Source organism: Ruegeria sp. G7, assembly GCF_056535465.1.
On record NZ_JBQFIL010000001.1, the window covers coordinates 3,226,500 to 3,251,760 of the forward strand.

Annotated in this window: 28 protein-coding genes; 14 read left to right on the plus strand and 14 right to left on the minus strand. The window is 61.1% G+C overall.

All coding sequences use genetic code 11. The annotated features are described in order from the left end of the window. Positions 1 to 54: 54 nt before the first annotated feature. From scpB to argS, 6 genes are all read right to left on the minus strand, one after another. Positions 55 to 702, minus strand: a complete 648-nt coding sequence (gene scpB / locus ACR3EN_RS16235) for an SMC-Scp complex subunit ScpB (RefSeq protein ID WP_480819734.1) — start codon at positions 700 to 702, stop codon at positions 55 to 57. Then, on the minus strand, positions 695 to 1,489 hold the full coding sequence (locus ACR3EN_RS16240) for a segregation and condensation protein A (protein ID WP_480529576.1): 795 nt from the start codon (positions 1,487 to 1,489) through the stop codon (positions 695 to 697). The genes scpB and ACR3EN_RS16240 overlap by 8 nt, the downstream gene beginning before the upstream one ends. Then, complete coding sequence (nagZ, locus tag ACR3EN_RS16245) at positions 1,479 to 2,486, minus strand: beta-N-acetylhexosaminidase (protein ID WP_480819733.1); 1,008 nt, start codon at positions 2,484 to 2,486, stop codon at positions 1,479 to 1,481. The genes ACR3EN_RS16240 and nagZ overlap by 11 nt, the downstream gene beginning before the upstream one ends. Beyond that, on the minus strand, positions 2,483 to 3,106 hold the full coding sequence (locus ACR3EN_RS16250; RefSeq protein ID WP_480918441.1) for an SPOR domain-containing protein: 624 nt from the start codon (positions 3,104 to 3,106) through the stop codon (positions 2,483 to 2,485). The genes nagZ and ACR3EN_RS16250 overlap by 4 nt, the downstream gene beginning before the upstream one ends. A 17-nt stretch (positions 3,107 to 3,123) precedes the next feature. Next, positions 3,124 to 3,519: a hypothetical protein gene (locus ACR3EN_RS16255; protein WP_480918442.1), complete on the minus strand. Its 396-nt coding sequence runs from the start codon at positions 3,517 to 3,519 to the stop codon at positions 3,124 to 3,126. Positions 3,520 to 3,607: 88 nt separating this feature from the next. Next, a complete protein-coding gene (argS, locus tag ACR3EN_RS16260) occupies positions 3,608 to 5,353 on the minus strand; it encodes an arginine--tRNA ligase (RefSeq protein ID WP_480870146.1) in 1,746 nt (581 codons plus the stop codon). 132 nt (positions 5,354 to 5,485) lie between these two features. On the opposite strand from argS, the gene ACR3EN_RS16265 reads away from it, so the two are divergent. Then, complete coding sequence (locus ACR3EN_RS16265) at positions 5,486 to 6,037, plus strand: putative pterin-binding protein (protein ID WP_480857373.1); 552 nt, start codon at positions 5,486 to 5,488, stop codon at positions 6,035 to 6,037. Here ACR3EN_RS16265 and ACR3EN_RS16270 read toward each other — a convergent pair. Then, positions 6,019 to 7,176: a deoxyguanosinetriphosphate triphosphohydrolase gene (locus ACR3EN_RS16270; RefSeq protein WP_480870149.1), complete on the minus strand. Its 1,158-nt coding sequence runs from the start codon at positions 7,174 to 7,176 to the stop codon at positions 6,019 to 6,021. The genes ACR3EN_RS16265 and ACR3EN_RS16270 overlap by 19 nt on opposite strands. Positions 7,177 to 7,251: 75 nt before the next feature. Between ACR3EN_RS16270 and ACR3EN_RS16275 the strand changes: the two genes are divergently transcribed. Continuing rightward, positions 7,252 to 7,575, plus strand: a complete 324-nt coding sequence (locus ACR3EN_RS16275; RefSeq protein ID WP_480857368.1) for a HesB/IscA family protein — start codon at positions 7,252 to 7,254, stop codon at positions 7,573 to 7,575. Between the two features lie 286 nt (positions 7,576 to 7,861). Further along, the gene (gene xth, locus ACR3EN_RS16280) at positions 7,862 to 8,641 is read left to right on the plus strand and encodes an exodeoxyribonuclease III (protein ID WP_480870152.1); all 780 of its coding nucleotides are present in this window, start codon (positions 7,862 to 7,864) and stop codon (positions 8,639 to 8,641) included. A gap of 4 nt (positions 8,642 to 8,645) precedes the next feature. Here xth and ACR3EN_RS16285 read toward each other — a convergent pair whose 3' ends face one another. Both ACR3EN_RS16285 and dksA read right to left on the minus strand, forming a co-directional pair. Next, positions 8,646 to 9,797 carry an FAD-dependent oxidoreductase gene (locus ACR3EN_RS16285; RefSeq protein ID WP_480870154.1) on the minus strand — a complete coding sequence of 384 codons (1,152 nt, stop codon included), beginning with the start codon at positions 9,795 to 9,797 and terminating at the stop codon, positions 8,646 to 8,648. Positions 9,798 to 9,868: 71 nt separating this feature from the next. Further along, the gene (gene dksA / locus ACR3EN_RS16290; RefSeq protein ID WP_170432517.1) at positions 9,869 to 10,291 is read right to left on the minus strand and encodes an RNA polymerase-binding protein DksA; all 423 of its coding nucleotides are present in this window, start codon (positions 10,289 to 10,291) and stop codon (positions 9,869 to 9,871) included. 371 nt (positions 10,292 to 10,662) lie between these two features. On the opposite strand from dksA, the gene ACR3EN_RS16295 reads away from it, so the two are divergent. The 7 genes from ACR3EN_RS16295 to ACR3EN_RS16325 all read left to right on the plus strand — a co-directional run bounded on the left by ACR3EN_RS16295 (position 10,663) and on the right by ACR3EN_RS16325 (position 17,482). Further along, positions 10,663 to 11,508 carry an AAA family ATPase gene (locus tag ACR3EN_RS16295; protein ID WP_480819726.1) on the plus strand — a complete coding sequence of 282 codons (846 nt, stop codon included), beginning with the start codon at positions 10,663 to 10,665 and terminating at the stop codon, positions 11,506 to 11,508. Positions 11,509 to 11,618: 110 nt separating this feature from the next. Next, the gene (locus ACR3EN_RS16300; protein ID WP_480819725.1) at positions 11,619 to 12,068 is read left to right on the plus strand and encodes an N-acetyltransferase family protein; all 450 of its coding nucleotides are present in this window, start codon (positions 11,619 to 11,621) and stop codon (positions 12,066 to 12,068) included. Beyond that, positions 12,065 to 13,429 (plus strand): DUF2927 domain-containing protein, encoded by a 1,365-nt coding sequence (locus ACR3EN_RS16305; protein WP_480819724.1) that lies wholly within the window; start codon positions 12,065 to 12,067, stop codon positions 13,427 to 13,429. Before ACR3EN_RS16300 ends, ACR3EN_RS16305 begins: the two co-directional genes overlap by 4 nt. Before the next feature lie 6 nt (positions 13,430 to 13,435). Continuing rightward, positions 13,436 to 13,603 (plus strand): hypothetical protein, encoded by a 168-nt coding sequence (locus tag ACR3EN_RS16310; RefSeq protein WP_480819723.1) that lies wholly within the window; start codon positions 13,436 to 13,438, stop codon positions 13,601 to 13,603. Between the two features lie 4 nt (positions 13,604 to 13,607). Next, complete coding sequence (locus ACR3EN_RS16315; RefSeq protein WP_480819722.1) at positions 13,608 to 14,792, plus strand: vWA domain-containing protein; 1,185 nt, start codon at positions 13,608 to 13,610, stop codon at positions 14,790 to 14,792. 160 nt (positions 14,793 to 14,952) lie between these two features. After that, positions 14,953 to 16,707: a hypothetical protein gene (locus ACR3EN_RS16320; RefSeq protein ID WP_480870158.1), complete on the plus strand. Its 1,755-nt coding sequence runs from the start codon at positions 14,953 to 14,955 to the stop codon at positions 16,705 to 16,707. Between the two features lie 85 nt (positions 16,708 to 16,792). Then, entirely contained in the window at positions 16,793 to 17,482 is a 690-nt protein-coding gene (locus tag ACR3EN_RS16325) for a M48 family metallopeptidase (RefSeq protein ID WP_480819720.1), read from the plus strand. 71 nt (positions 17,483 to 17,553) lie between these two features. Here ACR3EN_RS16325 and ACR3EN_RS16330 read toward each other — a convergent pair whose 3' ends face one another. From ACR3EN_RS16330 to ACR3EN_RS16350, 5 genes are read right to left on the minus strand one after another with little or no spacing between them, the layout of a single operon-like run. Beyond that, positions 17,554 to 18,096, minus strand: a complete 543-nt coding sequence (locus ACR3EN_RS16330) for an RSP_2648 family PIN domain-containing protein (RefSeq protein WP_480819719.1) — start codon at positions 18,094 to 18,096, stop codon at positions 17,554 to 17,556. Beyond that, positions 18,093 to 19,295 (minus strand): RSP_2647 family RNA methyltransferase, encoded by a 1,203-nt coding sequence (locus tag ACR3EN_RS16335; protein WP_480819718.1) that lies wholly within the window; start codon positions 19,293 to 19,295, stop codon positions 18,093 to 18,095. Before ACR3EN_RS16335 ends, ACR3EN_RS16330 begins: the two co-directional genes overlap by 4 nt. A gap of 41 nt (positions 19,296 to 19,336) precedes the next feature. After that, positions 19,337 to 19,609 (minus strand): hypothetical protein, encoded by a 273-nt coding sequence (locus ACR3EN_RS16340; RefSeq protein ID WP_480819717.1) that lies wholly within the window; start codon positions 19,607 to 19,609, stop codon positions 19,337 to 19,339. Then, on the minus strand, positions 19,593 to 22,382 hold the full coding sequence (locus ACR3EN_RS16345; protein WP_480819716.1) for a [protein-PII] uridylyltransferase family protein: 2,790 nt from the start codon (positions 22,380 to 22,382) through the stop codon (positions 19,593 to 19,595). Before ACR3EN_RS16345 ends, ACR3EN_RS16340 begins: the two co-directional genes overlap by 17 nt. After that, entirely contained in the window at positions 22,379 to 22,768 is a 390-nt protein-coding gene (locus tag ACR3EN_RS16350) for a DUF4440 domain-containing protein (RefSeq protein ID WP_480843484.1), read from the minus strand. Before ACR3EN_RS16350 ends, ACR3EN_RS16345 begins: the two co-directional genes overlap by 4 nt. Positions 22,769 to 22,912: 144 nt before the next feature. On the opposite strand from ACR3EN_RS16350, the gene ACR3EN_RS16355 reads away from it, so the two are divergent. The 4 genes from ACR3EN_RS16355 (at position 22,913) to ACR3EN_RS16370 (ending at position 25,147) form a co-directional block, all read left to right on the plus strand. Further along, on the plus strand, positions 22,913 to 23,338 hold the full coding sequence (locus tag ACR3EN_RS16355; RefSeq protein ID WP_480819714.1) for a DUF2852 domain-containing protein: 426 nt from the start codon (positions 22,913 to 22,915) through the stop codon (positions 23,336 to 23,338). Between the two features lie 63 nt (positions 23,339 to 23,401). Beyond that, positions 23,402 to 23,833 (plus strand): RDD family protein, encoded by a 432-nt coding sequence (locus tag ACR3EN_RS16360; protein ID WP_480819713.1) that lies wholly within the window; start codon positions 23,402 to 23,404, stop codon positions 23,831 to 23,833. A gap of 75 nt (positions 23,834 to 23,908) precedes the next feature. Continuing rightward, on the plus strand, positions 23,909 to 24,733 hold the full coding sequence (locus tag ACR3EN_RS16365) for an arginyltransferase (RefSeq protein ID WP_480819712.1): 825 nt from the start codon (positions 23,909 to 23,911) through the stop codon (positions 24,731 to 24,733). Positions 24,734 to 24,739: 6 nt separating this feature from the next. Next, entirely contained in the window at positions 24,740 to 25,147 is a 408-nt protein-coding gene (locus tag ACR3EN_RS16370; RefSeq protein WP_480819711.1) for a VOC family protein, read from the plus strand. Positions 25,148 to 25,261 lie beyond the last annotated feature (114 nt).

The window sequence follows — 25,261 nt, forward strand, 5'->3', positions numbered from 1 at the left end:
CGTTTCCTGCGCGCTAGAATAGGCAGGTTCTGCGGCAATAAAAGGGCTGCGCGATCACTCTTCCTCGAACAGCTCGGTCTGATCTTCTTCTTCTTCCTCTTGCCCTTCCCCCAGCGGCACCGCTCCGGGCGGAGGTCGGTTTTCCAGCAAACCAGCAGCGCGCAGCTCTTTCAAACCCGGCAGGTCGCGGGCGTTTTCCAACCCGAAATGATCCAGAAACTCAGGCGTGACGACGAAAGTCACCGGACGGCCCGGCGTCATGCGACGGCGGCCCAGCCGGATCCACTCCATCTCAAGCAACTGATCGATGGTCCCGCGTGAGACGGACACGCCGCGAATTTCCTCGATCTCAGCTCGGGTGCAGGGCTGATGATAGGCGACGATGGCGAGCGTCTCGATCGCGGCCCGGCTCAGCTTGCGGGTCTCGACGGTTTCCTTCTGCATCAGAAAGCCCAGATCAGGAGCCGTGCGGATCGCCCAGGCCTCGCCCACACGCACCACGCGCACACCACGACCCTCATACCGTTTCTGAAGCGATTCAACAGCTTGCGCAGCCGTGCTACCATGCGGCATCCGCGCCTCAAGATCAGCGATCGTCACCGGCTCGGCGCTGGCAAACAGGACCGCTTCGACCATACGCTCTTGCTCGGCCAATGGAGGCGCTTCGAACAGGGTGCCGGTTTCTTCGGGGGCGTCAGTCACGGGTTTCGGTCCTCTTGCGCAGATGGATCGGGGCAAAGGTCTCGCTCTGCTTGATCTCCATATGTCCTTCTTTCACCAGTTCCAGCGAGGCCGCAAAGGTCGCCGCCGTGGCGGACCTGCGCCGCACCGGATCGGCGTCCCAGCCGTCGGGCAGATAGGTTTCCATATCCGTCCAAGCGCCGGCAAACCCGATCAGAGGGCGCATCCGTTCCAGCGCCTGTTCCATGGTGAAAACGGCGTCGCGGTCCATGACGAAGGGCCGGAATTCGTCGCGCGTGCGGATGCGCGCATAGCCCTGCATCAGGTCCAGCAGCGTCGCGGAATAGGTCACGGTGCGGATGCGGGTGACGTCTTCGCCCTGCCCGCGTTTGAAGAAATCACGGCCCAGCTGATCGCGTGCCATCAACCGCGCGGCGGCATCGCGCATGGCCTGCAGGCGTTCCAGCTGGAACGCGAGATGCGCCGCCAGCTCCTCGCCTGACGGGCCTTCGTCATCCGGGTCAGGCGGCAGCAGCAGGCGGGACTTGAGAAAGGCCAACCACGCCGCCATAACCAGATAGTCGGCGGCCAGCTCGATCCGCAATTGCCGCGCCTTTTCGACAAAGGTCAGGTATTGCTGCGCCAGCGCCAGAACCGAGATTTTGCGCAGGTCCACCTTCTGTGTCCGCGACAGGGTCAGCAGCACGTCCAACGGGCCTTCGAACCCGTCCACATCGACGATCAACGCCTCGGCGGCAAGCCGATCCGCGACCGAGACCGGATCTTCGCTGAAAAGGTTATCCTGCATATACCTGCCCGCCCATTAGGGCAGATAGTTCCGCCTCGGCGGCTGGGATGTCAAGTTCCTGCGGTGGCTGACGCATCGCCAGCGCGCGATCTGCGCGGGCTTGTGCCGCATCAGACATCTGACCGGCGGCGTCCAGCACCTGAGCGCGTTCGTCAAACGCCCCGTTACAGTGCAAAACCACATCACACCCGGCGTCCAGCGCCTGACGCGCCAGATCGGCAGGCGCGCCTTGCAGAGCCTTCATCGTGATATCATCGGTCATGATCAACCCGTCAAAGCCAATACGCTCGCGGATCAGCGCCATCATCGCGGCCGAGATCGTTGCGGGTTGCGGGTCAATGTGATCGTAGACCAGATGCGCCGTCATCCCCATCGGCAGGTCATTGAGCGCACGGAACGGCGCAAAATCCGCCTCGTCCAGCGTTTCCAACGGCAAATCCACATGCGGCAGATCGTGGTGACTGTCCAGCGTCGACAGACCGTGGCCGGGCATGTGTTTGACAACCGGCAACAGGCCTCCGTCAAGATGACCTTGCGCAACGGCGCGTCCAATCGCGGAAACCTGTTTCGGATCAGATCCATAGCAGCGGTTCTTCAGAAACGCATGGGTATCGTCGCGGGCCAGATCAACCATTGGCGCACAATTGCTATCGATCCCCAGTCCAAGCAATTCATGCGCGATCAGGCGATAGCGCAGATACATCGCCCGTTCCGCCTGATCCCCAGCGCGGGCGACATGATCCAGCGGTGGCATCCATTCGCGCGCCATAGGCGCTCGCAACCGCTGCACACGACCGCCCTCCTGATCGACAGTAATCGGGCAATTTCGCCCCACAGCCTCGCGAAAATCCGCGCACAGGGCGCGGGTCTGATCGGCGGTTTCGATGTTGCGGGCAAACAAAATGAACCCGAACGGGTTCATCTCTTTGAACAGGGCTTTCTCATCTGGCGTCAGGCGCAGCCCTTCGGCATCTGTGATGACCGCGCCAAAGCTCACCGGACGGCGACCGGGATACAGTCAGCCCCCTGGGCCACCAGCGCAGCACAGAATTGGCGCGAGTCGCTCAGATCATCAAACCCCATAACACGCAGGCGATAAAAGGTCCGGCCTCCGCTTGAGGTTTTCTGGATAACACGCTGTTTTCCATTCATATAATCACCAAATCGGCCATTCAGGCGCGCCCATTCCGCTTGGGCCACGTCAGAGCTTTCATAGGCTCCCAACTGCGCCAGCCGCGTCCCTTTGGGCAGCGCATTTGGATCCACATCCAGACCAACGGCAGCCTTCACGGCAGCGTTGATGGCCGCCTCAGTCGCGCTGCTTGACGAGATCGAACTGGGCGTCGCACGCGCCGGGCGCACATTTGGACGCAGCGACCGGCGCACGCCGGGCAATGCCGCTATTTTTGGGTCAGGTTGCTGAGCCGCATAGTCAGCAGGATCAATCGCAGGCTCTTCTTCCGGTGTGACCAGCGCCGCAAGCTGAATACCCTCTTCCTGCCCTTGCTCCGGGGCGTTCTCGGCGGCAAGCCCCTCGGCCAAAGCGGTTACAATGGCCTGATCGGTAGCGGGCGCTTGGGTCACCTGCACCGCATTGCTTGGCTCAAGCGCAGCCATCGGCGTATCTTCATCGGTCAGCGATACCGGGCGCGGTGCAAGAATGAGGCGATCCGCCGGGGGGCCGCTGTGCCAACCGCCGCCACCGCATTAACTGCAAGACCCTGATGATCCGCAGGCGTTCCACCCGGATTCTCGGGCTGAATCCGCATCGGTCCTTCGGCGGCACGCACAACCGGAACACCACTGACATCTCGCATCACCAGCTTATAGCCCCAGATGCCGACGCCCGCGACCAGCGCCAAAGAGGCAACGGCCCCAAGAACGTTGAGAGCACGGCCCAGCCCACCACCCGCGCGCGGCGGCTGTTCATAGTAATCGCTGTCATCAGGGTAGTCATACGCATCCTGCGCATGATTCGGATAATGCATCTGCTCGGGGCTTGCCTGCCCCGAGTAATCGTAACGTGCCATATTCGCCTCACCGCCCGTTTCGCGCCTTAAAAATTGGCGCGCGGGTCATTTCTTGCCTACCTCGGACCGGCGGTTCGGGCGATATTTCTTACCGCATCTCCTGCGCCGGAGTAACGCCAAGAATACCCAAGCCCGCTGAAATCACAACAGAAACAGCGCGGGCCAATGCGATTTTCGATTGGCTTGTGGCAACATCGCCATCCTGGATGAAACGCAACTGGGTTTCGTCGTTGCCCTTGTTCCACAGCGCATGGAAATCCCCTGCCAATTCATAGAGATAAAAGGCAACGCGGTGCGGTTCGTTGGTGCGGGCCGCGATCTCAACCAGACGTGGCCATTCGGCCAGTTTCTTGGCCACGGTCAGCTCTGAGGCATGGTCGTTCTTGCTCAGATCAGCCTTGCCAAGCGCTGCGTCGTCGGCGGCGATCCCAGCCTCGGCCGCGCGGCGCAGCACACTCATGACGCGGGCATGGGCGTATTGGACGTAGAACACGGGGTTCTCGCGGCTTTGTTCAAGCACCTTGTCGAAATCGAAATCCAGCGGCGCGTCGTTCTTGCGCGTCAGCATGACGAAGCGGGTCACATCAGGGCCAACCTGATCAACCACATCGCGCAGGGTGACAAAGTTGCCGGCCCGTTTGGACATCTTGAACGGCTCGCCGTTCTTCCACAGCTTCACCAGCTGGGTCAGCTTGATGTCCAGCGGCACCTTGCCGTCAGACAGAGCTGAAACGGCAGCCTTCATCCGTTTGACATAGCCGCCATGGTCCGCGCCAAACACGTCGATCAGCGCATCAAAGCCACGGCTCACCTTGTCATAGTGATAGGCGATATCCGGGGCGAAATAGGTCCAGGCGCCATCCGATTTCTTGACCGGGCGATCGACGTCATCTCCATGCTCGGTCGATTTGAAAAGGGTCTGCTCGCGCGGCTCCCAATCCTCGGGCTTCTTGCCTTTGGGCGGCTCCAGCACGCCTTCATAGATCAGGCCCTTGTCGGTCAGCGACTGCAGCGCAGCCTCAATCCGGCCCGTGCCATAGAGCGATTTTTCCGAGAAGAACACATCCATCTCGACGCCCAGCGCCTTCAGGTCGGCGCGGATCAGGTCCATCATCGCGTCGGTGGCGAAGTTGCGGAGGTCTTCCAGCCATTCGCTTTCGGGTTTGTCGATCAGGCTGTCGCCGTATTTCTCTTTCAGCGCCTCGCCGATCGGGATCAGGTAGTCTCCGGGATAGAGCCCTTCGGCAATCTCGGGGCTCAGCCCGTTGGCCTCGCGATACCGCTCATAAGCGGACCGCGCCAGCACATCCACCTGTGCGCCACCGTCGTTGATATAGTATTCGCGGGTCACGTCATGACCGGAATAGGCCAGCAAACTCGCCAGAGCGTCCCCAAACACCGCGCCCCGCGTATGGCCCACATGCAGCGGGCCGGTCGGGTTGGCCGAGACATATTCCACGTTGACCTTCTGCCCATGACCCATGGTCGAGCGGCCATAGTCGGTGCCCTTCTCCAGCACCGCTGCCAGAACACCCTGCCAGACAGACGGCGCAAGACGCAGGTTCAGGAATCCCGGCCCGGCGACCTCGGCGCTGGTGATACGCTCATCCGCCGCCAGTTTCCCGGCCAGCGCGTCCGCGATGTCGCGCGGCTTCATCTTCGCCGGCTTCGCCAGCACCATCGCCGCATTGGTCGCCATGTCGCCATGCGCGGCATCGCGCGGCGGCTCAACCGCCACGTTGTCAAAACTCAATCCTTCGGGCAGCGCGCCTTCGGATTGCATCTGCGCCAGCGCGTCCAGCACCAGACCGCGGATCTCGGAAAACAGGTTCATTTCGAATGTCCTTTTGCTTGCCGCGGGGTTTACCACGCAAAGCGCCAAGGTCAATGGACGCCTAATATTTGCGCTTGGTTTGGCGCGCAGTCCGGATAGTCTCGGGCCAAACCGCACCAACCGGAGACCGCCATGCGCCGCGCCCTGCCCCTTGCCCTGCTTCTCAGCACCGCCCTGCCCGCCTGGGCCGAAATGCCCGCCCCCGAAGGCCATGTCATCCTGACGCTGGGCGGTGCTGTCGGTGAAACCAACCTGCCCGCGCGCGGCGCGGATGATGGCGGGTTGCTGGGCTATCTCGAAGTCACGCATGACGGTGCGGCAGGCTTTGACGCTGCCATGCTCGACGGGCTCCCACAGATCGAGATCACCATTCCATACGGCCCACCCGACAAGCAACGCGACTATGCTTTCTCGGGCCCGTTGCTGTCTGCGGTGATGGCCATGGCCGGGGCCGAAGGCAAATCGGCCCTGCCCATGGCGCTGGACGGCTATCAGGCCGAGATCCCGTGGCAGAGCATCGAGACCCACCAACCCATCGTCGCGACCCACGCGGATGGTGCGCCGATGGGCATTGGCGGCTATGGCCCTACGATGATCGTTTTCCCCCCCACCGCGGACGCGGATCTCGCCCAGACACAGGCTGGCCAACAAGTCTGGGCCATCGCCTATATCGCGATCGAGTGATCCCCGGTCAGCCGGGCATGATCCTGCAGTGCAAACCTGTCCGTCATGCCCGCGATGTAGTCTGACACGATCCTGGCCAACGCTGTCTCATCTCTGGCGGCTTCGATGTCGTCATGCCAGTGACCGGGCATTTGCTTGGGATCACCCATGTAAATCGGGAACAGGTCCTCTACCACCTTGCTGACCTTGGCGCGCACCTGCATCACGCTGGGTGCACGATACATGCGAGAGAACAGGAAAGCACGGATTTCCTTAAGCTGCGCCCAAAGCCCGCCCGAGAACTGTATGACCGGATAGTCCAGATGCCTGATCTCCTCGACCGAACGCGCGCCTGAGGCGGCGATCAGGTCGCAGGACGTGTCAATCACGTCCGAGACCATAACACCAAAGACGCGCCGCAGTGCCTCATGCCGCCTGCGATACGGGTCGAGCCCCGGATACTTCGCGTCCACTGCGGCAAAACAGGCATCAATGATCGGCAATTGCTGAACGTCCGCGTCGCTGAACAACCCTGCGCGCAACCCGTCGAACAGGTCATGGTTATTGTAAGCGATATCATCCGACAGCGCGGCCACCTGTGCCTCGGCGCTGGCATGGGTATGAAGCTCCAGATCAAAGCTCTGATTGCACTCGGCCAACGCCCAGGGCAATGCGCCGACCACGGGGCCATTATGCTTGGCGATGCCCTCCAGACATTCCCAGGTCAGGTTGCAGCCATCGAACTCGGCATAATGACGTTCCAGCTTGGTCACGATGCGTATGGCCTGCGCATTGTGATCGAAACCGCCATAAGGCTCCATCAGGGCATGCAGGGCATCTTCGCCGGTATGCCCGAAGGGTGTGTGCCCCAGATCATGCGCCAGCGCCACCGCCTCGGTCAGCTCTGCGTTCAGACCCAGCGCACCCGCGATCGTCCGTGCCACCTGCGCCACTTCGATGGAATGGGTCAGTCGCGTGCGATAGCTGTCACCCTCATGCTCAACAAACACCTGCGTTTTGTGCTTGAGCCGCCGAAACGCGCTGGCATGGATGATCCTGTCGCGGTCGCGCTGAAAGCATGACCGGAAACTGCTCTCTTCCTCGGGCACCAGCCGCCCCCTTGCGCGGCCCGGATCCGAGGCAAAACCCGCTCGCTCCAATGTCTTGTCCTTGTCGCCTGTCTTAAGGTTGCATATATTGCACTGCGCTGAGGAAATAAACCTTTGGAGACCGGCATGAATCTGCCCCCAACCGTCACAGATCGCGCCTTCGACCGTTTGGCTGAAATCGGCGCTTCGGATCAAGGTCAGGCCCTGCGTGTTGCCGTGGAAGGTGGCGGATGCTCTGGTTTTCAATACGAAATCGCATTGGATACGCCAAAAGAGGACGACCTGATCCTTGAGGGCAAAGGCGAAAAGGTGATCGTCGACGCAATCTCGTTGCCGTTTCTGGAAAATGCGGTAATCGATTTCACGCAGGAACTGATCGGAGCTCGGTTTGTGATCGAAAACCCGAACGCCACCTCATCCTGCGGCTGTGGCACATCGTTTTCGATGTGAATGCACGTGGGGGCTTTGCCCCCACACCCCCAGGATATTTTCAGCCAGATGAAGAGGGATCCGCTCTCTGACCCGAAGGCCAGAGAACTTCACCTGGCGCGGTCATCGGCGTCCCCGCCTGTACCGCTCGAACACAATCGGGGAAATTTATTAAGAATCCGTTGCTTCATCTGGCCCAAAATATCCCGGGGAGCGCGAGGGGCTGGCCCCTCGCTTCCAGCCTCTCGACTTGCCGTTGGCCCGGTTCTGCGCGATAGGTTGCCATAAGGCTCTCGGAGGATCGCGCATGAAAATCGCCACGTTCAACATAAACGGCATCAAAGCGCGGGCCGAGGCTCTGCCGCGTTGGCTCGATGATGCGCATCCCGATGTCGTGCTGCTGCAGGAAATCAAATCGGTGGACGACAACTTCCCGCGCGAGATATTCGAAGAACGCGGTTACAACGTCGAAACACACGGGCAGAAGAGCTTCAATGGTGTGGCGATCCTGTCAAAACTGCCTCTGGAAGATGTGACGCGCGGGCTACCCGGCGATGATGAGGACGAGCAGGCGCGCTGGATCGAGGCGACTGTGGTCGGCAAGCAGGCGCTCAGGATATGTGGCCTTTATCTGCCGAACGGAAACCCGGTACCGGGACCGAAATACGACTATAAGCTTTCGTGGATGGAGCGCCTGTATGACCGCGCGCGCGCGCTCTTGGCTTCGGAAGAACCTGCGCTGATGGCGGGTGACTACAACATTATCCCGCAGGCCGAGGATGCCAAACGGCCCGAGGCGTGGCGCGAGGATGCTTTGTTTCGCCCAGAAAGTCGCGCAGCATTTCGGAAAATCCTGAATCTTGGCTTCACCGAGGCATTTCGCGCCCGCACACAAGGCCCAGGTCACTATTCTTTCTGGGACTATCAGGCCGGAGCCTGGAACCGTAATGACGGCATTCGGATCGACCACTTCCTGCTGACGCCGCAAGCCGCAGATCTGATGAGGGATTGTCGGATTGATGCAGAGGTGCGCGGGCAGGAGAAACCCTCGGATCATGTGCCGGTCTGGGTGGACCTGGATCTCTGATCGGTCACGTGGTCGCGTCGTAGCTGTAAATCCAGTCGTATTTGCGCGACAATCGCGGCCCGATCACGGCCAGGGCTGCTTGGGCCGCCAGACGCATCGGGCCGCGCAGGTGGAAATTCCGTGCATTCGAATTTGCGGCAGCCACCACCTGTTTGGCCCGTGGACGACGCTTGGCCTCATATGCCGAAAGGGCTTGTTTCACACCTGACTGATCCTCGAAAGCGCGGATCAGACCCCATGCGTCTTCCAGCGCCAAACACGCGCCTTGCGCCATGAACGGCAGCGTTGGGTGCGCCGCGTCACCCAACAGGGCGAGACGGCCGTTCTGCCAGCATTCGGCCACCGGACGCAGGAACAGCGCCCAAATATGGACCTGCTCAACGCGGCCGAGAAGATCGCCAACCGGGCCTCCGAAATCTGCAAAGCGGGCGCGCAGATCGTCGGGGTCGCCTTGACGTCGCCAGCCCTCCTCGCGCCAGTCCGAGCGTTCCTCGACGGCGACGATGTTCATCAGGCTTCGCTCGCGCAGCGGATAGCTGACCACATGGCGCCCCGGCCCCATCGTCAGCGAGGCACGCGGTGTGTCCGAGCGATCTGACCATGGAACCGTCGCGCGCCATGCGATCTGATGGGTGAATTCCGGAGCTTCAGGACCGTTCAGCAGCGGGCGGATTGCGCTGCGACCGCCATCAGCGGCGATTGCGCATTCGGCGCGTAACCGTTCGCCTGAGTCCAGAACAACCTCAGCCTCTCCGGGATGTTTGCGGACCTCTGCAACGCGCGCACCCAAGCGGATGTTCACCCCTGCCTGCTCAGCAGCGCGATGCAGCAGATCCAGCAAATCGGCCCGGTGATAATAATAGGTGGACCCCGCCTCAGGCCCGGCAATCCGGCTGATCACACGCCCTTTGCGATAGTCCCGCAATACGGTCCCGGCCGAGCGCTGACCGCCCTCAGGCACCTCACCGACCACGCCCAGCGCGCGCAGAACCACCATGCCGTTGGCGCTGATCTGAAGGCCGGCCCCGACCTCGGACAGTTCGGGGGCCTGTTCCAGCACAGTCACCTGCGCCCCGCGCTGGCGCAGCGCAAGCGCGGCAGACAACCCGCCGATGCCACCGCCGATGATGCAGAATTTCAGACCCTTGATGTTCATGCCACCGCCATAACGCAAAAACGCCGGAGTGGAAGACCCCGGCGTTTGATGTTTCTGTCGATGTCCAGCGATCAATCGTCGCGGTGGACCTTTTCGCGCCGCTCATGACGCTCTTGCGCTTCCAGCGTCATGGTTGCGATCGGACGCGCATCCAGACGTTTCAACGAGATCGGATCGCCGGTCTTTTCGCAATACCCATATTCCCCTTCGTCGATCCGGCGCAGGGCCGAGTCGATCTTGGCCACCAGCTTGCGCTGACGATCGCGGGTGCGCAGTTCCAGCGCGCGGTCCGTTTCCTCGCTTGCGCGGTCGGCAACGTCCGGGATGTTGCGGGTATTATCCTGCAGCCCTTCGATCGTATCGCGGCTGCCTGCCAAAAGTTCGTTTTTCCAATCCAGCAGCTTGCGACGAAAATACTCAAGCTGACGATCATTCATGAACGGCTCATCTTCGGCCGGGCGGTAATCCTCCGGCAGAAAAACTTCCTGCTTCATTTCTGCTCCCTCAGTATGGGCTGAAACGTCGGTTGCATGTGTGTCACCAGACATTCGGCACCCCCTTCTGTCGAGCGTGTATCCGACCGCGCGGGGAATGTCACTATGCAAACTTGTCCCGCCCCGGCGCTGCTGCTCTGGCTATGTCTAAATATGAGACCAATAACAGCAAAACCTTATTTCTTTGTGGAATTAAGCGGGCAATTTTCGGGCACACTGCAACCCATGGCATAGTCTGACGTCAACGAATCACGCCACAAGGCCCTCGGCCACAGCAAAGCGCGGGCGTCGCGACGCAGCGATCCGGCTTGTCAAAAATGCTGCCTCTCTGTAACCCCGGATTGCAACCGACCAACACACATGAGGGTTCCATGACCGCACGTTTCCAAGGCACCGCTGAATATGTCGCCACCGACGACCTGACCATTGCCGTGAACGCTGCTGTGACGCTGGAACGCCCGCTGCTGGTCAAGGGCGAGCCCGGCACCGGCAAGACCGAACTGGCCAAGCAGGTGGCAGGCGCGCTGGGGCTGACGATGATCGAGTGGAACGTGAAATCCACGACCCGCGCGCAACAGGGTTTGTACGAATATGATGCGGTCAGCCGCCTGCGCGACAGCCAGCTGGGGGACGAGCGTGTCCATAACGTGTCCAACTACATCCGCAAGGGCAAGCTGTGGCAGGCGTTTGAGGCCGACGAAAAGGTTGTTCTGCTGATTGATGAGATCGACAAGGCCGATATCGAGTTTCCCAACGATCTGCTGCAGGAACTCGATAAGATGGAGTTCCACGTTTACGAGACCGGCGAGACGATCAGGGCCAAGCACCGCCCTATCGTCATCATCACCTCAAACAATGAAAAGGAACTGCCCGACGCTTTCCTGCGCCGCTGTTTCTTCCACTACATCCGCTTTCCGGACGAAGCCACCATGCGCCGCATCGTCGAAGTGCACCATCCCGGCATCAAGGATGCGCTGCTGACCACCGCTCTGACCCAGTTCTATGAAATCCGCGAGACGCAGGGGCTGAAGAAAAAGCCATCCACCTCGGAAGTGCTGGACTGGCTCAAGCTGCTGCTGGCCGAGGACCTGACGTCCGAGGACCTCAAACGCGACGGTGCCAATGCCCTGCCCAAGCTGCACGGCGCGCTGCTGAAGAACGAGCAAGACGTGCATCTGTTCGAAAGGCTTGCCTTTATGGCACGCAGCAAGCGCTGATCCCCTGAACATCCGGCGATCACGGCTTGCCTTCTGCGGGGTCGGATGTCAGCATTGCAGCCACAAAAGCCCGACGCCGAAACGGGCCCCGCAGAGCAGGAAACCCGAACATGCCGACCGACCTCACCATCCGCCCTTTGCGCCCCGATGACCGGGCGGCGTGGGCCGAGATGTGGCGCGACTATTTGGCATTCTATGAATCCGAAGTCGCGGACGAGGTCTATGACAGCACATTCGCGCGCCTCTTAGGCGATGATCCGCAAGACTTTTCCTGCTTTGTGGCCGAACAGGATGGCGCACTTGTTGGGCTGACCCACTACCTGTTTCACCGCCATGCGTGGAAGGTGGAACGCGTCTGCTATCTGCAAGACCTCTACGCCCGCCCGCAGGCGCGCGGCACCGGTGTGGGACGCGCGCTGATTCAGGCCGTTTATGACGAGGCGGACCGGCAAGACGCCCCCGCCGTCTACTGGCTGACGCAGGAGTTCAATCACACCGCGCGCCAGCTTTATGACCGCATCGGCAAGTTAACGCCGTTTCTGAAGTATCAGCGCCCATGATGCGTCTGGGTGCAGCCCTCTTGCTGGCGACACTGTCTGCCTGCACATCGGTCGACCGAACCGAGCTGCCGACGCGCATCAAGGTGATCGAAGACGCGCTGCCACCGTCGAAAAGTTTCGGCACCTCCCGACCCAGTGCCCCTGCCCGTTCCAACGCCAACATCGCGGCGGATTTCCTGTCGCTGCATTTCGCGCTGGAAAGCGGTGCCGAGTTGCCTGTGTTCACCCGGTTCGAAGGCCCGGTCACAGTGCGCCTGACCGGCACCCCTGCACCGTCGATGCAAACCGACCTTAGCCGTCTGCTCAGCCGTTTGCAGCGCGAGGCCCGGATCGACATCCGTCAGATCTCTGAGGGTGAGGCGAATATCACCATCGAAGCCGTCAGCCAGCGACAGATCCACCGCATCCTGCCACAGGCGGCTTGTTTCGTTGTCCCCAACTCTTCCAGTCTTGAGGAATACCGCCAGGACCGCCGCAAGGCCAAAAGCAACTGGACGCAGCTGCGCAGCCGCGAGCGGATCGGCATTTTCATCCCCTACGACGCCAGCCCGCAAGAGGTACGCGACTGTCTGCATGAAGAACTGGCACAGGCGCTTGGCCCCTTGAACGATCTTTATCGTCTGCCGGATTCCGTGTTCAACGACGACAATTTCCACACGGTGCTAACCGGCTTTGACATGCTGATCCTGCGCACCGCCTATGCGCCAGAACTGCAAAGCGGGATGACGCGCGAACAGGTGGCCGCCGTGCTGCCGAGCGTACTTAGCCGTCTGAATCCACGCGGTGACCGGATCGCCCCGCAACCGGTGTCCGAAACACCCCGCGCATGGATCAATGCGGTGCAGCGGGCTTTGGGGTCCGGCTCGGGGTCGGTCAAGCGGGTGCGGGCCGCGCAAGAGGCCGCGCGCATTGGCGCGCAGCAGGGCTGGACCGACCACCGCCGCGCCTATCCGCACTATCTGCTGGGTCGGATGGGACAATTCGACGATCCAGAAGCGGCACAACAGCAATATGCGCTGGCGCTGAGATACCTCGACGCGACACCGGGGACAGAGGTGCAACGCGCTCATGTCACGGCGCAGACCTCGGCGTTTGCGCTGGCGCGGGGACGCGGCGCAGATGCGCTGCCCGAATTGAATGAGGCCATCAAGGTCATGACACAGGCTGAAAACGCCGCCCTTCTGGCCACCCTCCTGCTGCTGAAGTCCGAAGCGTTGCGGCAATCCGGGCAGATTGATCAGGCACGCACCGTCAGGCTGGACAGCATCGGGTGGGCGCGCTACGGCTTCGGCTCGGAATTGGTGGTGCGCTCGGTGTCTGAGGGTCTTGCACAGGCGCCCACTTCAAACACGGGTGGGTAACAGCGGATGGTAGTGGTTCTGGGCATGGCGATTCTGGGTGCTCTTCTGGGCGTTCGTACCGCGCGCAAACGCAATGGCAGCGGCGCGGACATGGCGCAGTACGCCGCCGGTTACGGCATTGCCTTCGCCCTTCTGGGCCTGATCATCTCGCTGGTCCTTGTTCGAATGATCTGATCCCATGTTCTTGCCCTTCTTCGAAAACCTCCGCAAAGCTGGCATTCCCGTATCCCTGCGCGAATACCTGACCTTTCTGGAGGGTATGAAAAAGGGTCTGGCGACCTACGATGTCGAGGCGTTCTACTACCTCGCCCGCGTCTCGATGGTGAAGGACGAACGCAATATCGACAAGTTCGACCGCGCCTTTGCCGCCAGCTTCGAGGGCCTGAAAGAGATCAGCTTTGATCAGGTGCTTGAAGCGGTAGATATTCCCGCCGAATGGCTTGAGAAGATGGCCGAAAAGCACCTCAGCGCAGAAGAAAAGGCCGAGATCGAGGCGTTGGGTGGCTTTGACAAGCTGATGGAGACGCTGCGCGAACGGCTGAAGGACCAACAGGGTCGCCATCAGGGCGGCAACAAGTGGATCGGCACCGCCGGGACCAGCCCGTTTGGGGCCTACGGCTATAACCCCGAAGGCGTGCGCATTGGTCAGAAGGAAAGCCGCCACCAGCGCGCTGTGAAGGTCTGGGACAAGCGCGAGTTTCGCAATCTGGATGACACGGTGGAACTGGGTACCCGCAACATCAAGGTCGCCCTGAAACGCTTGCGCCGCTGGGCTCGCGAGGGTGCTGCCGAAGAACTGGATCTGGACGGCACCATCCGCGCCACCGCCGAGCATGGCTATCTGGACGTCAAAACACGCCCCGAGCGTCACAACGCGGTCAAGGTTCTGCTGTTTCTGGACGTGGGCGGATCAATGGACCCGCATATCAAAGTGGTCGAGGAGTTGTTCTCGGCCGCACGAAGCGAGTTCAAGCATCTGGAATATTATTACTTCCACAATTGCCTCTATGAAGGTGTCTGGCGCGACAACCGCCGTCGCTGGGACCAGCAGACGCCGACCCACGAGGTTCTGCGCACCTACGGCCCGGACTACAAGTGCATCTTCGTTGGCGACGCTTCTATGAGCCCCTACGAGATCGCCTATCCCGGCGGTGCGAACGAGCACTGGAACCAGGAGGCCGGTCAGGTCTGGCTGCAGCGGGCGCGCGAACAGTGGACCTCGAACCTGTGGATCAATCCGGTCCCCGAGAAGTATTGGGAATATACGCATTCCATAGGCATGATCCGCGAGATTTTTGAGGATCGCATGGTGCCCATGACGCTGGCCGGACTGGAACAAGGCATGCGAGAACTGACGCGTTAAGCCGTTCTGGACACCGAATTGGCCCAATACTGGAAACAATCGATCAATATGTCGGCGATTCACCCCCTACATTGCTCACATCAGAGACAATCAATGCAAAACTCTCTGCCCCTCGCGAATTCGTGATATAAACGAAAATGGTTGAGGCTGGGGGGCTGAAATGACCAATTCTAAACTGCTGAAGATTCTGACATCCGTATTGACCATTACCGTGTTGGTTCTTGCATCTGGCGCTGTCGCAACTATCGCACTGGCACCAGACGCTGCCTATGCGAAGAGCGACAAAAGCAACGGGAACGGCAAGGGACGCGGCGGCAAGGGTAACTCGGGAAAAGGCAATAAAGGCGGCGACAAGGGAAAATCCGGCAAAGGTCAGGGCGACAAAAGCGCGGGCAAAGATACTGGTAAGGCCAAATCAGGAACCGCAGGCTCGAACAAAGCATTTGGCTTTAGCAAGAAGCATAAGAAACAGAAAGCCAAGCCTCAGCGATCGGCCAAAAACAAAGGCCAGAACGGCAAGGTTCAAAGAACCACACTCGCCGGGTTTGGGCGTGAATTCAAACGCGATGTCGAGCAACTCTTTGGCAAACGCGTGCGCGCAAAATCCACATCAGGCGCGAAGTATACAAAGAAAACGCACCGCAAGGCGTCCGTTGCTCCGGTCGAGCACTCTCCACGTCCGGTTGCCCGCAAGGATTATGAGTATAAACCCCATAATGGTAAGAAATCTGACAAACTTCGGTACCGCGATCCGCTTGTAGCGGCGATCACCGACCCCTATGGCTCGGACAAGTTGCGCAATCTGAATGCGTCCAAGGCGGCGGCACCGGCGTTCCGCAACGCCTCACCCAACAGCAATGTCGGCAAGATCGCGACCTATCAGGCTGCGGCGGAAACCTATTATGACCTGCGCGGAGACCTATATGAGGCACGCCGGGAGCTGCGTGATCTGAATGAGAGCTATGATGGCCGCAGCAGCGTAGACATCACCGATGATATTGCCGCGCTCGATCCCACAGACCCGAATTACGATGACGACCTCAGTGCGCTTGAGCGCGAACTGCGCGATGCAGAGACTTATGAGGAGGCGCGTGACGATCTGCGGGCGGATGTGCGGGATTTGAGATACGAAACCCGTGATGCTTTGCAGGATGCAGAGACCGCATTCTTTGACGCGTCGAAGGGACGGACGTTGACCAAGGGCACTCTGGGAGAGCTCCATGGATATCTCGATCTGCCGCAGCCGGGCTATCGGCACAAGGACGGGGCGACCATCCAGCCTGTGCCGTACGAGCCCGGTGCCTACGACTATTCGGACGACAAGAAGAACTACAACGAAACCGATTATCGGCTGCGCTATGGCGATCGGTATTCCGACCGAAAGAAGGACCGCTACCGCTATTACCGCGATCCGCTTGTTGCGGCGATCACCGACCCCTATGGCTCGGACAAGCTGCGCAATCTGAATGCGTCCAAGGCGGCGGCCCCGGCCTTCCGCAACGCCTCACCTAACAGCAATGTCGGCAAGATCGCGACCTATCAGGCTGCGGCGGAAACCTATTATGACCTGCGCGGAGACCTATATGAGGCACGCCGGGACCTGCGTGATCTGAATGAGAGCTATGATGGCCGCAGCAGCGTAGACATCACCGATGATATTGCCGCGCTTGATCCCACAGACCCGAATTACGATGACGACCTAAGCGCGCTTGAGCGCGAACTGCGCGATGCGGAGACTTATGAAGAGGCGCGTGACGATCTAAGGGCGGATGTGCGGGATTTGAGAACAGACACCTTAGTTGCAGAGAAAGAGGCCGAACATGCGTTTTTCGAGGCTTCAAAGGGAGCGGTTTTGACCAAGCAGTCTCTCTCAGAGTTTCACTCGAACCTTCAACTGCCGTCGCCTGGTCGGTAGCGTTGGCCTGCCCAACACCCTCTGATCGGGTATAAGTCGGCAATAGCGGCTTGCCTCTATAAGGCAGGCCGCCCATATCTAAAGCATGCTTCGTCTGACCCCGATCCTGTTGGCCATCGCCTATGCTGTCGTGATGTACCGGATTTCCGTCTGGCGCACCCATCGTGAACTGGATGCCAAATCGACGGAACTGGCCGATCCCGCGCTCAAGCGCATGACAGACCGATTGGCAGCCGCGTTGGAGATTGATCGGGTGCCGGTCTACATCTACGAGATCGATCCGGTGAACGGGCTGGCCGCTCCGGATGGGCGGATTTTCATAACCCGCGGGTTCTATCGCAAATTCCGCAACGGAGAGGTCTCGGCCGAGGAAATGGCCAGCGTGATTGCGCATGAGTTGGGTCATGTCGCTTTGGGGCATGCACGGCGACGGATGATCGATTTTTCCGGCCAGAACGCGATGCGGGCCGCGCTGATGATGTTGCTGAACCGGTTCATTCCCTTCATCGGCGCGTGGATCGCAAACATGCTGACCCATCTTCTGGCCTCGCGCCTGTCGCGGGGGGACGAGTATGAGGCGGATGAATATGCCGCCGCGTTGCTGACCAAGGCCGGGATCGGGATCGGGCCTCAGAAATCGCTGTTTCATAAGCTGGAAGAATTGACGGAGCAGCGCGCCGGGGTGGTTCCGGCTTGGTTGATGAGCCATCCCAAGACGGATGAGCGGATCGCGGCGTTGGAGGCATTGGAGCAGCGCTGGGGGGCGGGCGGATAGGTTTGGGTGCGAGGGGCGCTGCCCCTCGCGCTCCCCGGGATATTTTTGGCCAGATGAAGGGTGGATCCGTGTCAGGTGGTGAGGGCTTTGCCCAATCTGGGCAGGCGGGCCTTCTTCATCAGGGGGCGGAGGGTCCAATGATCGCCCGAGAGGTGGTTGGCTTGGGAGAGGGTTTTGGTGGCGACTTGCGCCATGCCCTCAGGGTCGGTCAGCCAGAAGCTGTGCAGCAGGCTGTCGGGGTCGCAGCGGTCGATGCCTTCTTCGGCAAGGATGTTTTTCGGGAAATCCTTGGCGTTGACAGTGACAATCAGGTCCGAGGATGAGGCGACTGCCGTGGCTAGGACGTGGATATCCGCTTTGTCGGGCAGCCAGAGGCGTTGTTCCAAGCCGGGCGTTGCGGGGTGTTCGGCCTTGGGCCAGTTTGCTTGGGTCAAGGCGATTTCGGCGCGGGCCTGCGCCTCACCCGTGGGGCCGAGTTTGCGGGCGGCACGGGCCCATTCTTCGAGGATGCGGGCGGACCAGACCGGGGTGAAATGGCCCAGCTTTGCCGCGCCCAGCAGCATCTCTCGCATCACCGTGGGGTAGATGACGCAGGTATCGAGGACCGCTTTCACAGGCGATAGAATACGGCTTTGAGATAGCCGCTTTCGGCCAGTTGCGGCAGTTGCGGGTGGTCCGGCCCGGCAAAACCCGTATGGATCAGTTGCGCCTGCCGCCCTGCCCGGCCAATCCCCCGCGAGGAGGCGTCGCGGAAGCGGGCCAGATCGGCGGCGTGGGAACAGGAGCAGAGGCCAAGGTAGCCGCCCGATTTCACCAGCGGTGCGGCCAAGCGCGCGATGCGTTCGTAGGCGCGCAGGCCTGCGTCCAGCGCTTGTTTCGAGGGCGCAAAAGCGGGTGGGTCGCAGATCACCACGTCGAATGTGGCCCCTTCTTCGCCCAGTTGCGTCAGAACGTCGAATGCGTCGCCTTGGCGGGTCTGGAACCGGTCGGCAACGCCTGCGGCCTCGGCCCCTTGTTCGGCCAGCGTCAGTGCTGCGGCGGAACCATCGACCGCCAGCGCTTGCGCGGCGCCACCGGCCAGCATGGCCAGGCCGAAGCCGCCGACATGGCTGAACACGTCCAGAACATGCGCTTCGGGATGCACCAGGCGGGCGGCGAAGGCGTGGTTGGGGCGCTGATCGTAGAACAGGCCTGTCTTCTGGCCGCCGGTCAGGTCGGCCATATAAGTTGCACCGTTCATGGGCACGGGCAGCGGTGCCTCGGGCGTCGTTCCGTGCAGGGTCTGGTTAAGGTCGTCGAGACCCTCTAGCCCTCGGGTGCGGCCGGAGGCGTTTTTCAGAACCGTGGTCACGCCGGTCACTTTGACCAGAGCGTCGGTCAGGCTTTCAAGGTGCGCCTCAGCCCACGCAGCGTTGGGTTGGATGACGCAGGCATCTGCAAAGCGGTCGATGATCACGCCGGGAAAGCCATCAGCTTCGGCATGGATCAGGCGGTAATAGGGCGCGTCAAACAGGCGCTCGCGCATCTCCAGCGCACGACGCAGGCGGGTTTCGAACCAGTCGGCATTCAGGTCCGCGTCAATGTCCCGGTCCAACACCCGGCACATGATTTTCGATGCGGGGTTCACCGCGACCAGAGCAATGGGCTGGCGTTTGTCATCCTCCAGCACCGCCAGTGCTCCGGCTGCGATCTTGCGGGTGCGGCGGTCGGTGACGATGTCATTGGCGTAGACCCACGGGAAGCCATGGCGCAGCCCGCGCGCGTTGGCTTTGGGTTTCAGGCGGATGCGGGGGCGGTCGGATGAGGCGGTCATGGCGCTCTCATAGCTTTGAACCGGTTGGGGTGAAAGCCCTGTTAACGGTCCCGGCTGCGCCAGCCGCCGCGCCGCTTGGGGGCCTGCGCCGCTTGCAGCCCTTCGGCCAGAACCTGTGTCATCGGGTGATCGCCCGCCTGCGCCGCATAGAGCGCGTGCAGTTCGGTCAACGCCTGTTTCTGATCCCTGTCCTCGGGCAGGCTGAGCGCCCAGTCGAGGAAGATGCTGCGGCATTCGGACATGGTGATGCCGTCGATGCGATAGGCCTCGCGGATCAGGCCCTTGTGGTCGTTCGGATCATCGCTGCGCGCCATTTGCCTCTCCTTCAACCACAGCGCCGATCAAGGCGGCGGCGGTGTCGTAGCTGTCCTGCAGCGCGGCCTGTAGCGTGTCGACCTGATCGAACCCGGTGGCCCGGCAGAGGAAAGCCGCGCCGCCCTCACCGATCTTGTCCGCCTCGATCGCTTTGCCCGAAAGCAGCCGCGCCGCGCATTGTACGGACCAGCATAGGTCGTAACAGTCCTTGAGCGTCTGCGCCTGCGCGACCTCCAGAAGTCCGGCAGCGACCGCGCCGTCCAGACCCGCGCGCGCATCGCGTTGTGCGGAGCCCGACAACAACGCTCCGCTCTGGGCCAGCAATTCGATGTCCATCATCCGTCCGGGGCCGTTCTTGGCATCCCAAACCCCCGCCGGAGCCTTGGCGGCAGCCAAACGGGTGCGCATTTCAGCGACTTCGGTCAGAACCTTGGTGCGATCGCGCGGGCGCGAAAGAAACTCGGCACGGAAGCTTTCGATATCCGCGGCGAGCCCGGCATCCCCGGCCACCACATGCGCACGGGTCAGGGCGAGGTGTTCCCACACCCATGCCTCGTTCTGCTGGTAATTGGTAAAACTGCCCCAACTGGTGGCCACGGGTCCCTGATTGCCTGAGGGGCGCAGGCGCATATCGACTTCGTAGAGCCGCCCCTGCGACATCGGGGCCGTCAGAGCGGTGATCAGGGCTTGCGTGAACCGGGCATAATAAGTGCGCGTGGCCAGAGGGCGCGGGCCGTCCGACATTTCCTGCTCCTGCGGGTCGTAGATGACGATCATGTCCAGATCGGACTGCGAATTGATCCGTCCGGCCCCAAGCGAGCCCATGCCCAGAACCGCCGCCCCGCGCCCCGGGGCAGGCCCGTGCTTTCTGGCAAACTGAGTTTCAACGCAGGGCAGAACCGAGGCGATGACAGCCCCCGCCAGTTCCGCATATTGCTGCCCGGCCTGCGCGCCATCGATGAGGCCGCGCAGGTGGTGGACACCGATGCGAAAGTGCCATTCCTTGCACCAGCGCCGGGCCAGATCCAGCTGGGTTTCATAGTCGTCTTCGGCAGACAAGGCTTGCTGCAAATCGGATTTCAGCGCCGCCTGCCCCGGCCAGTCGTCAAAGAAACTGCCGCCGATGACCGCATCAAACACCGCCGCGTTGCGCGACAGATGGGTGGCCAGCGCATGCGAGGTGCCGACGATGTCGACCAGCAGGTCGATCAGTTGCGGGTTCGCCTCGAACAGCGAAAACAGCTGCACCCCGGCGGGAAGGCCCGCCAGAAATCCATCCAGCGCCAGCAAAGCCTCATCGGGTTTTGCGGTCTTCGCCAGACGCGACAGAAGCTCGGGCCGCAGGCGTTCAAAAATGCGCGCGCCGCGTTGCGACCGCAGCGCCGGATAGGTGGTCCAGCGGGCCAGCACACCCTTGTCGAATTCAACCTCTGGCGCCGTCGCAGGGCGTGGGCTGGCACCGGGAGCAAAGAACCCCTCGGTCAGGTCATGCACCTCGGTCAGGCGGCGGGTCAGATCGGCGGTCAGATCGGCGCTGCTGAGGCCCATCAGGCAGGCGACGCGTTCAATGCCGTCCTCGGTTTGCGGCACCTTGTGGGTCTGGGCGTCATGCACCATCTGAATGCGATGCTCGACCTCACGATGGGCGCGGTAATGGTCGGTGAGCTTTACAGCCACGTCCTCGGGCACCCAGCCCTTCGAGGCCAGCGCCGCCAGCCCCGGAACCGTGCCACGGACACGCAGATCGGGGTCGCGCCCCCCGGCTATCAACTGGCGGGTCTGGGTGAAGAACTCGATCTCGCGAATGCCGCCCTGCCCCAGCTTCATGTCATGGCCCGGGATCGACAGGCTGCCGCCCGTCCCTTTGTTCTCGCGTATGCGCAGGCGCATGTCGTGGGCGTCCTGAATGGCGGCGAAATCCAGATGCCGCCGCCAGACGAAGGGGCGCAGGGCGTCCAGAAACCGCTCTCCGGCGGCAATATCCCCGGCGCAGGGGCGCGCCTTGATATAGGCCGCGCGCTCCCACGTCCGGCCGAGGCTTTCATAATAGCGCTCAGCCGCCTCCATCGCCATGCACACGGGCGTCACCGCCGGATCGGGGCGCAGGCGAAGGTCGGTGCGAAAGACATAGCCATCCGCTGTCTTGTCGCTGAGCGTGGCGCAGAAATTCCGTGTCGCCCGGACCATGCCATGGCGCGCATCGTAAAAGTCATCCGGGGCAAACCGCGTCTCGTCAAACAGCACGATCAGGTCGATATCCGAGCTATAGTTCAGCTCATGCGCGCCCATCTTGCCCATGGCCAGAATGACCAGCCCGGCGGCGGTTTCGACATCGTCTTCTGTCATGCCCGGCAGCTTGCCGCGTCGGATCAGGGCGGCGATCTCGGCCTTGGCCGCCACGTCCGCAGCCAACGCGCCAAAATCGGTCAGCGCTCCGGTCACCTTTTCCAACGGCCAAGCCCCTGCCAGATCGGCCAGCGCGGTCAGTAGTGCCAGCCGCCGCTTGGCCTGTCGCAGCCCCGGCTTCAACTGATCCGGCGGCAGCGCCCGTGCGACCGCCATGACATCCGCCAAAGCCTGATCCGGATCTTGCAACGCTTGGGCTAACCAAACCTTTTCCTGATCAATCAGACCCTTCAGATAGGGGCTGGACCCTGCGGTACCTGCAATCAGCTCTCCCTGTTCTGCGCTCAGGTCTGGCAAGGCTGCGCGGGTTTCGGCCCCAAGGGCCGGATCAAAGGCGCGCGGGACTCGGTGAATGGCAAGGCTCATGGGCGCTCCAGCGGCGTGTCCTGACTGAAACTGTTGATCCAGACATCATACCGCCGCTCCCACAGGGACGAGATCAGCATCGCCTCGGGCTCTGGTGCATCCGGACGGGTATAGTCCGCACGGTAGCTCAACAGCACGATGTCCGGGGTCAGCACTCGCAGCGTCGCCTCGGACAATTCATACGTGGCCATCGTCGGTGCATCGGCAAACTGCCCAACGTGATCGTCGCGGTTGGCAAAGCCCGTCGGGTAAACGCCCAGAAAATCCGAGCTCAGCAACGCGCGGTCAGCCTGCGCGTTGCCTTCTACCAGCGCGGTCCAAACCTGCTTTTCCAGCGAAAGGATCTGATCAAGCGTCGGAGCGTGTGTGTTCTCAGTATCTTGCATGAGCAGAAACTGCGCCCGTTCCGCCACCGCGTCAACCGGCGAATCCTTTATGTAAATCTTTTTCACATTACCCCTTGCAACGTCCGCTCCCCCCTCCCATCTAGGAAATGTGAATAGCATTTACATCCTGAGTGGAGAGACCAAATGACCGCATTGTCCGAACACGCCGTTCCTGCAAATCCAGGCTGGCTGCACCGCGCCGAGGCCTGGCTTGACAGCAAGGGCAAAGGGGCCTGGATCGCCGCAATGGTCCTTGGCTTTATCGTCTTCTGGCCCATCGGCCTGGCCTTTCTGGCCTATATGATCTGGAGCAAACGCATGTTCAGCAAATCCTGCAGCCGCCGTTCGTCGTGGAACAGCCACATGAGCGCCATGAAACCTTCCGGCAACAGCGCCTTTGACGCCTACAAGGCCGACACGCTGGCGCGGCTGGAGCGCGAGCAGAAGGATTTTGAGGCCTTCCTGCACCGCCTGCGCGAAGCCAAAGACAAGGCCGAGTTCGACGAGTTCATGGACGAACGCGCCCGCGACAATCGCGATGACACAGGCACCGGCGAGCAACCCGCCTGATCCAGCCTTGCCCTGCCCCGATCTTCGGGACAGGGTGCCTTTGACCAATAACCGGACCAAGACATGACCCACCTGCCCGATCCCGACAGCCAGCCGGAATTCTACCAATCCGTCGCAACCAAGCGTTTCTTTGCGTGGCTGTTTGATATCGCCTTTATCTCGTTGCTGTGTACCGTCGCGATCTTGTTTACCGCCTTTCTCGGCCTGTTTTTCATTGCCCTGATCTATGCGGTCATAAGCTTTATCTATCGGGTCGTGACGATCGCCAACGGCTCAGCCACGCTGGGGATGCGGTTCATGGGAATCGAGTTGCGCGACGCGTTCGGTGCGCGCATGGATACCGGCAAGGCCATCGCGCATACGGCAGGCTATTTCGTCAGCATGGCGATCCCGGTGCTGCAGATCATTTCGGTCATCATGATGATGACAAGCGCGCGCTGTCAGGGTTTGACCGATGCCTTCCTCGGCACCGTCATGATCAACAAGCGGGCCTGAAAAACTCCTGAGCAAAAAACTTGGCGGCACCCATAACCGTTGCTATCATCCGTCCCGAGGAGATGCGGGACCTTCATGCGACACACGCTGCCAATCGCGCCACAGTTCTATGTGACGGCACCCCAGCCCTGCCCCTATCTTGAGGGCAGGATGGAGCGCAAACTGTTCACCGCCCTTCAGGGCGAAGGCGCTGATCAGTTGAATGATTGCCTGTCACAACAAGGGTTTAGACGATCCCAAAACGTGCTGTACCGCCCTTCCTGCACCGATTGCGCCGCGTGCCTGTCTGCCCGGATCGACGTGTCCGCCTTCCGCCCCAGCAAAAGCCAAAAGCGCGCCACAAAACGCAATGGCTATCTGAAACGGCGCGCCACCTCGCCCTGGGCTACGGATGAGCAGTTCGATCTGTTCCGCCGGTATCTGGACGCCCGCCACGCCGATGGCGGCATGGCCGACATGGACGTGTTCGAATTCGCCGCCATGATTGAGGAAACCCCGATCCGCAGCCGCGTGATCGAGTATGCAGACCCGGAAACCGACGACCTGATCGCAGTCAGCCTGACGGACGTGCTGGATGACGGGCTGAGCATGGTCTACTCATTCTATGACCCGGAGTTTCAGAAAAAGTCGCTGGGCACTTACATGATCCTCGATCATATCGAGATCGCACGCGAGGCCGGGCTGCCCTTTATCTATCTTGGCTACTGGGTGCCCGGCAGTCCGAAGATGGGTTACAAAGCCAAGTTCGCAGGTCTGCAGGCCTATGTGCAGGGGGAATGGCGGATGATCGACGACCCCGAGTCCTATGCTCAGACGTCGCATCATCCCTTGTCATCAGCGCCGATCGCAGAACAGGTCGCGAATATTCAGCTGCCCGACCGCCACCCCACCAAAGGCTGACCCAACATGCGCCAAAACCTTCATGCGGTCACTTTGGTTGTGCCCGACTATGATGCGGCGATTGCGTTCTACACCGGAGTTCTGAACTTCACCCTGATACAGGATCTCGACCTTGGCGAGGATAAGCGCTGGGTACGTGTCACACCACCGGGATCGACGGGGGCTTCGCTGCTGTTGGCCAAGGCCGTTGGCGACACGCAGGCGGCTGCGATCGGACAGCAAACCGGTGGGCGCGTCGGTTTCTTCCTTGAGACCGACGACTTCTATCGGGACCACGCAGCCATGCTTGAGGCGGGTGTCGGGTTCGAGGAAGCCCCCCGCCGCGAGCCCTATGGCATCGTCGCAGTCTGGCGCGACCCGTTCGGAAACCGCTGGGACCTGATCGAGTTCACGACCCCGAGCCTCTTAGATTAATTTATATATCTCTTACACTTACGAACTATGCGCGCAAATATTAAGCATTATTAATGCACTTGCACACCGGTTGAGCAATTGAAAGCTGACGCCGCGTCACCACATTAAACCTGC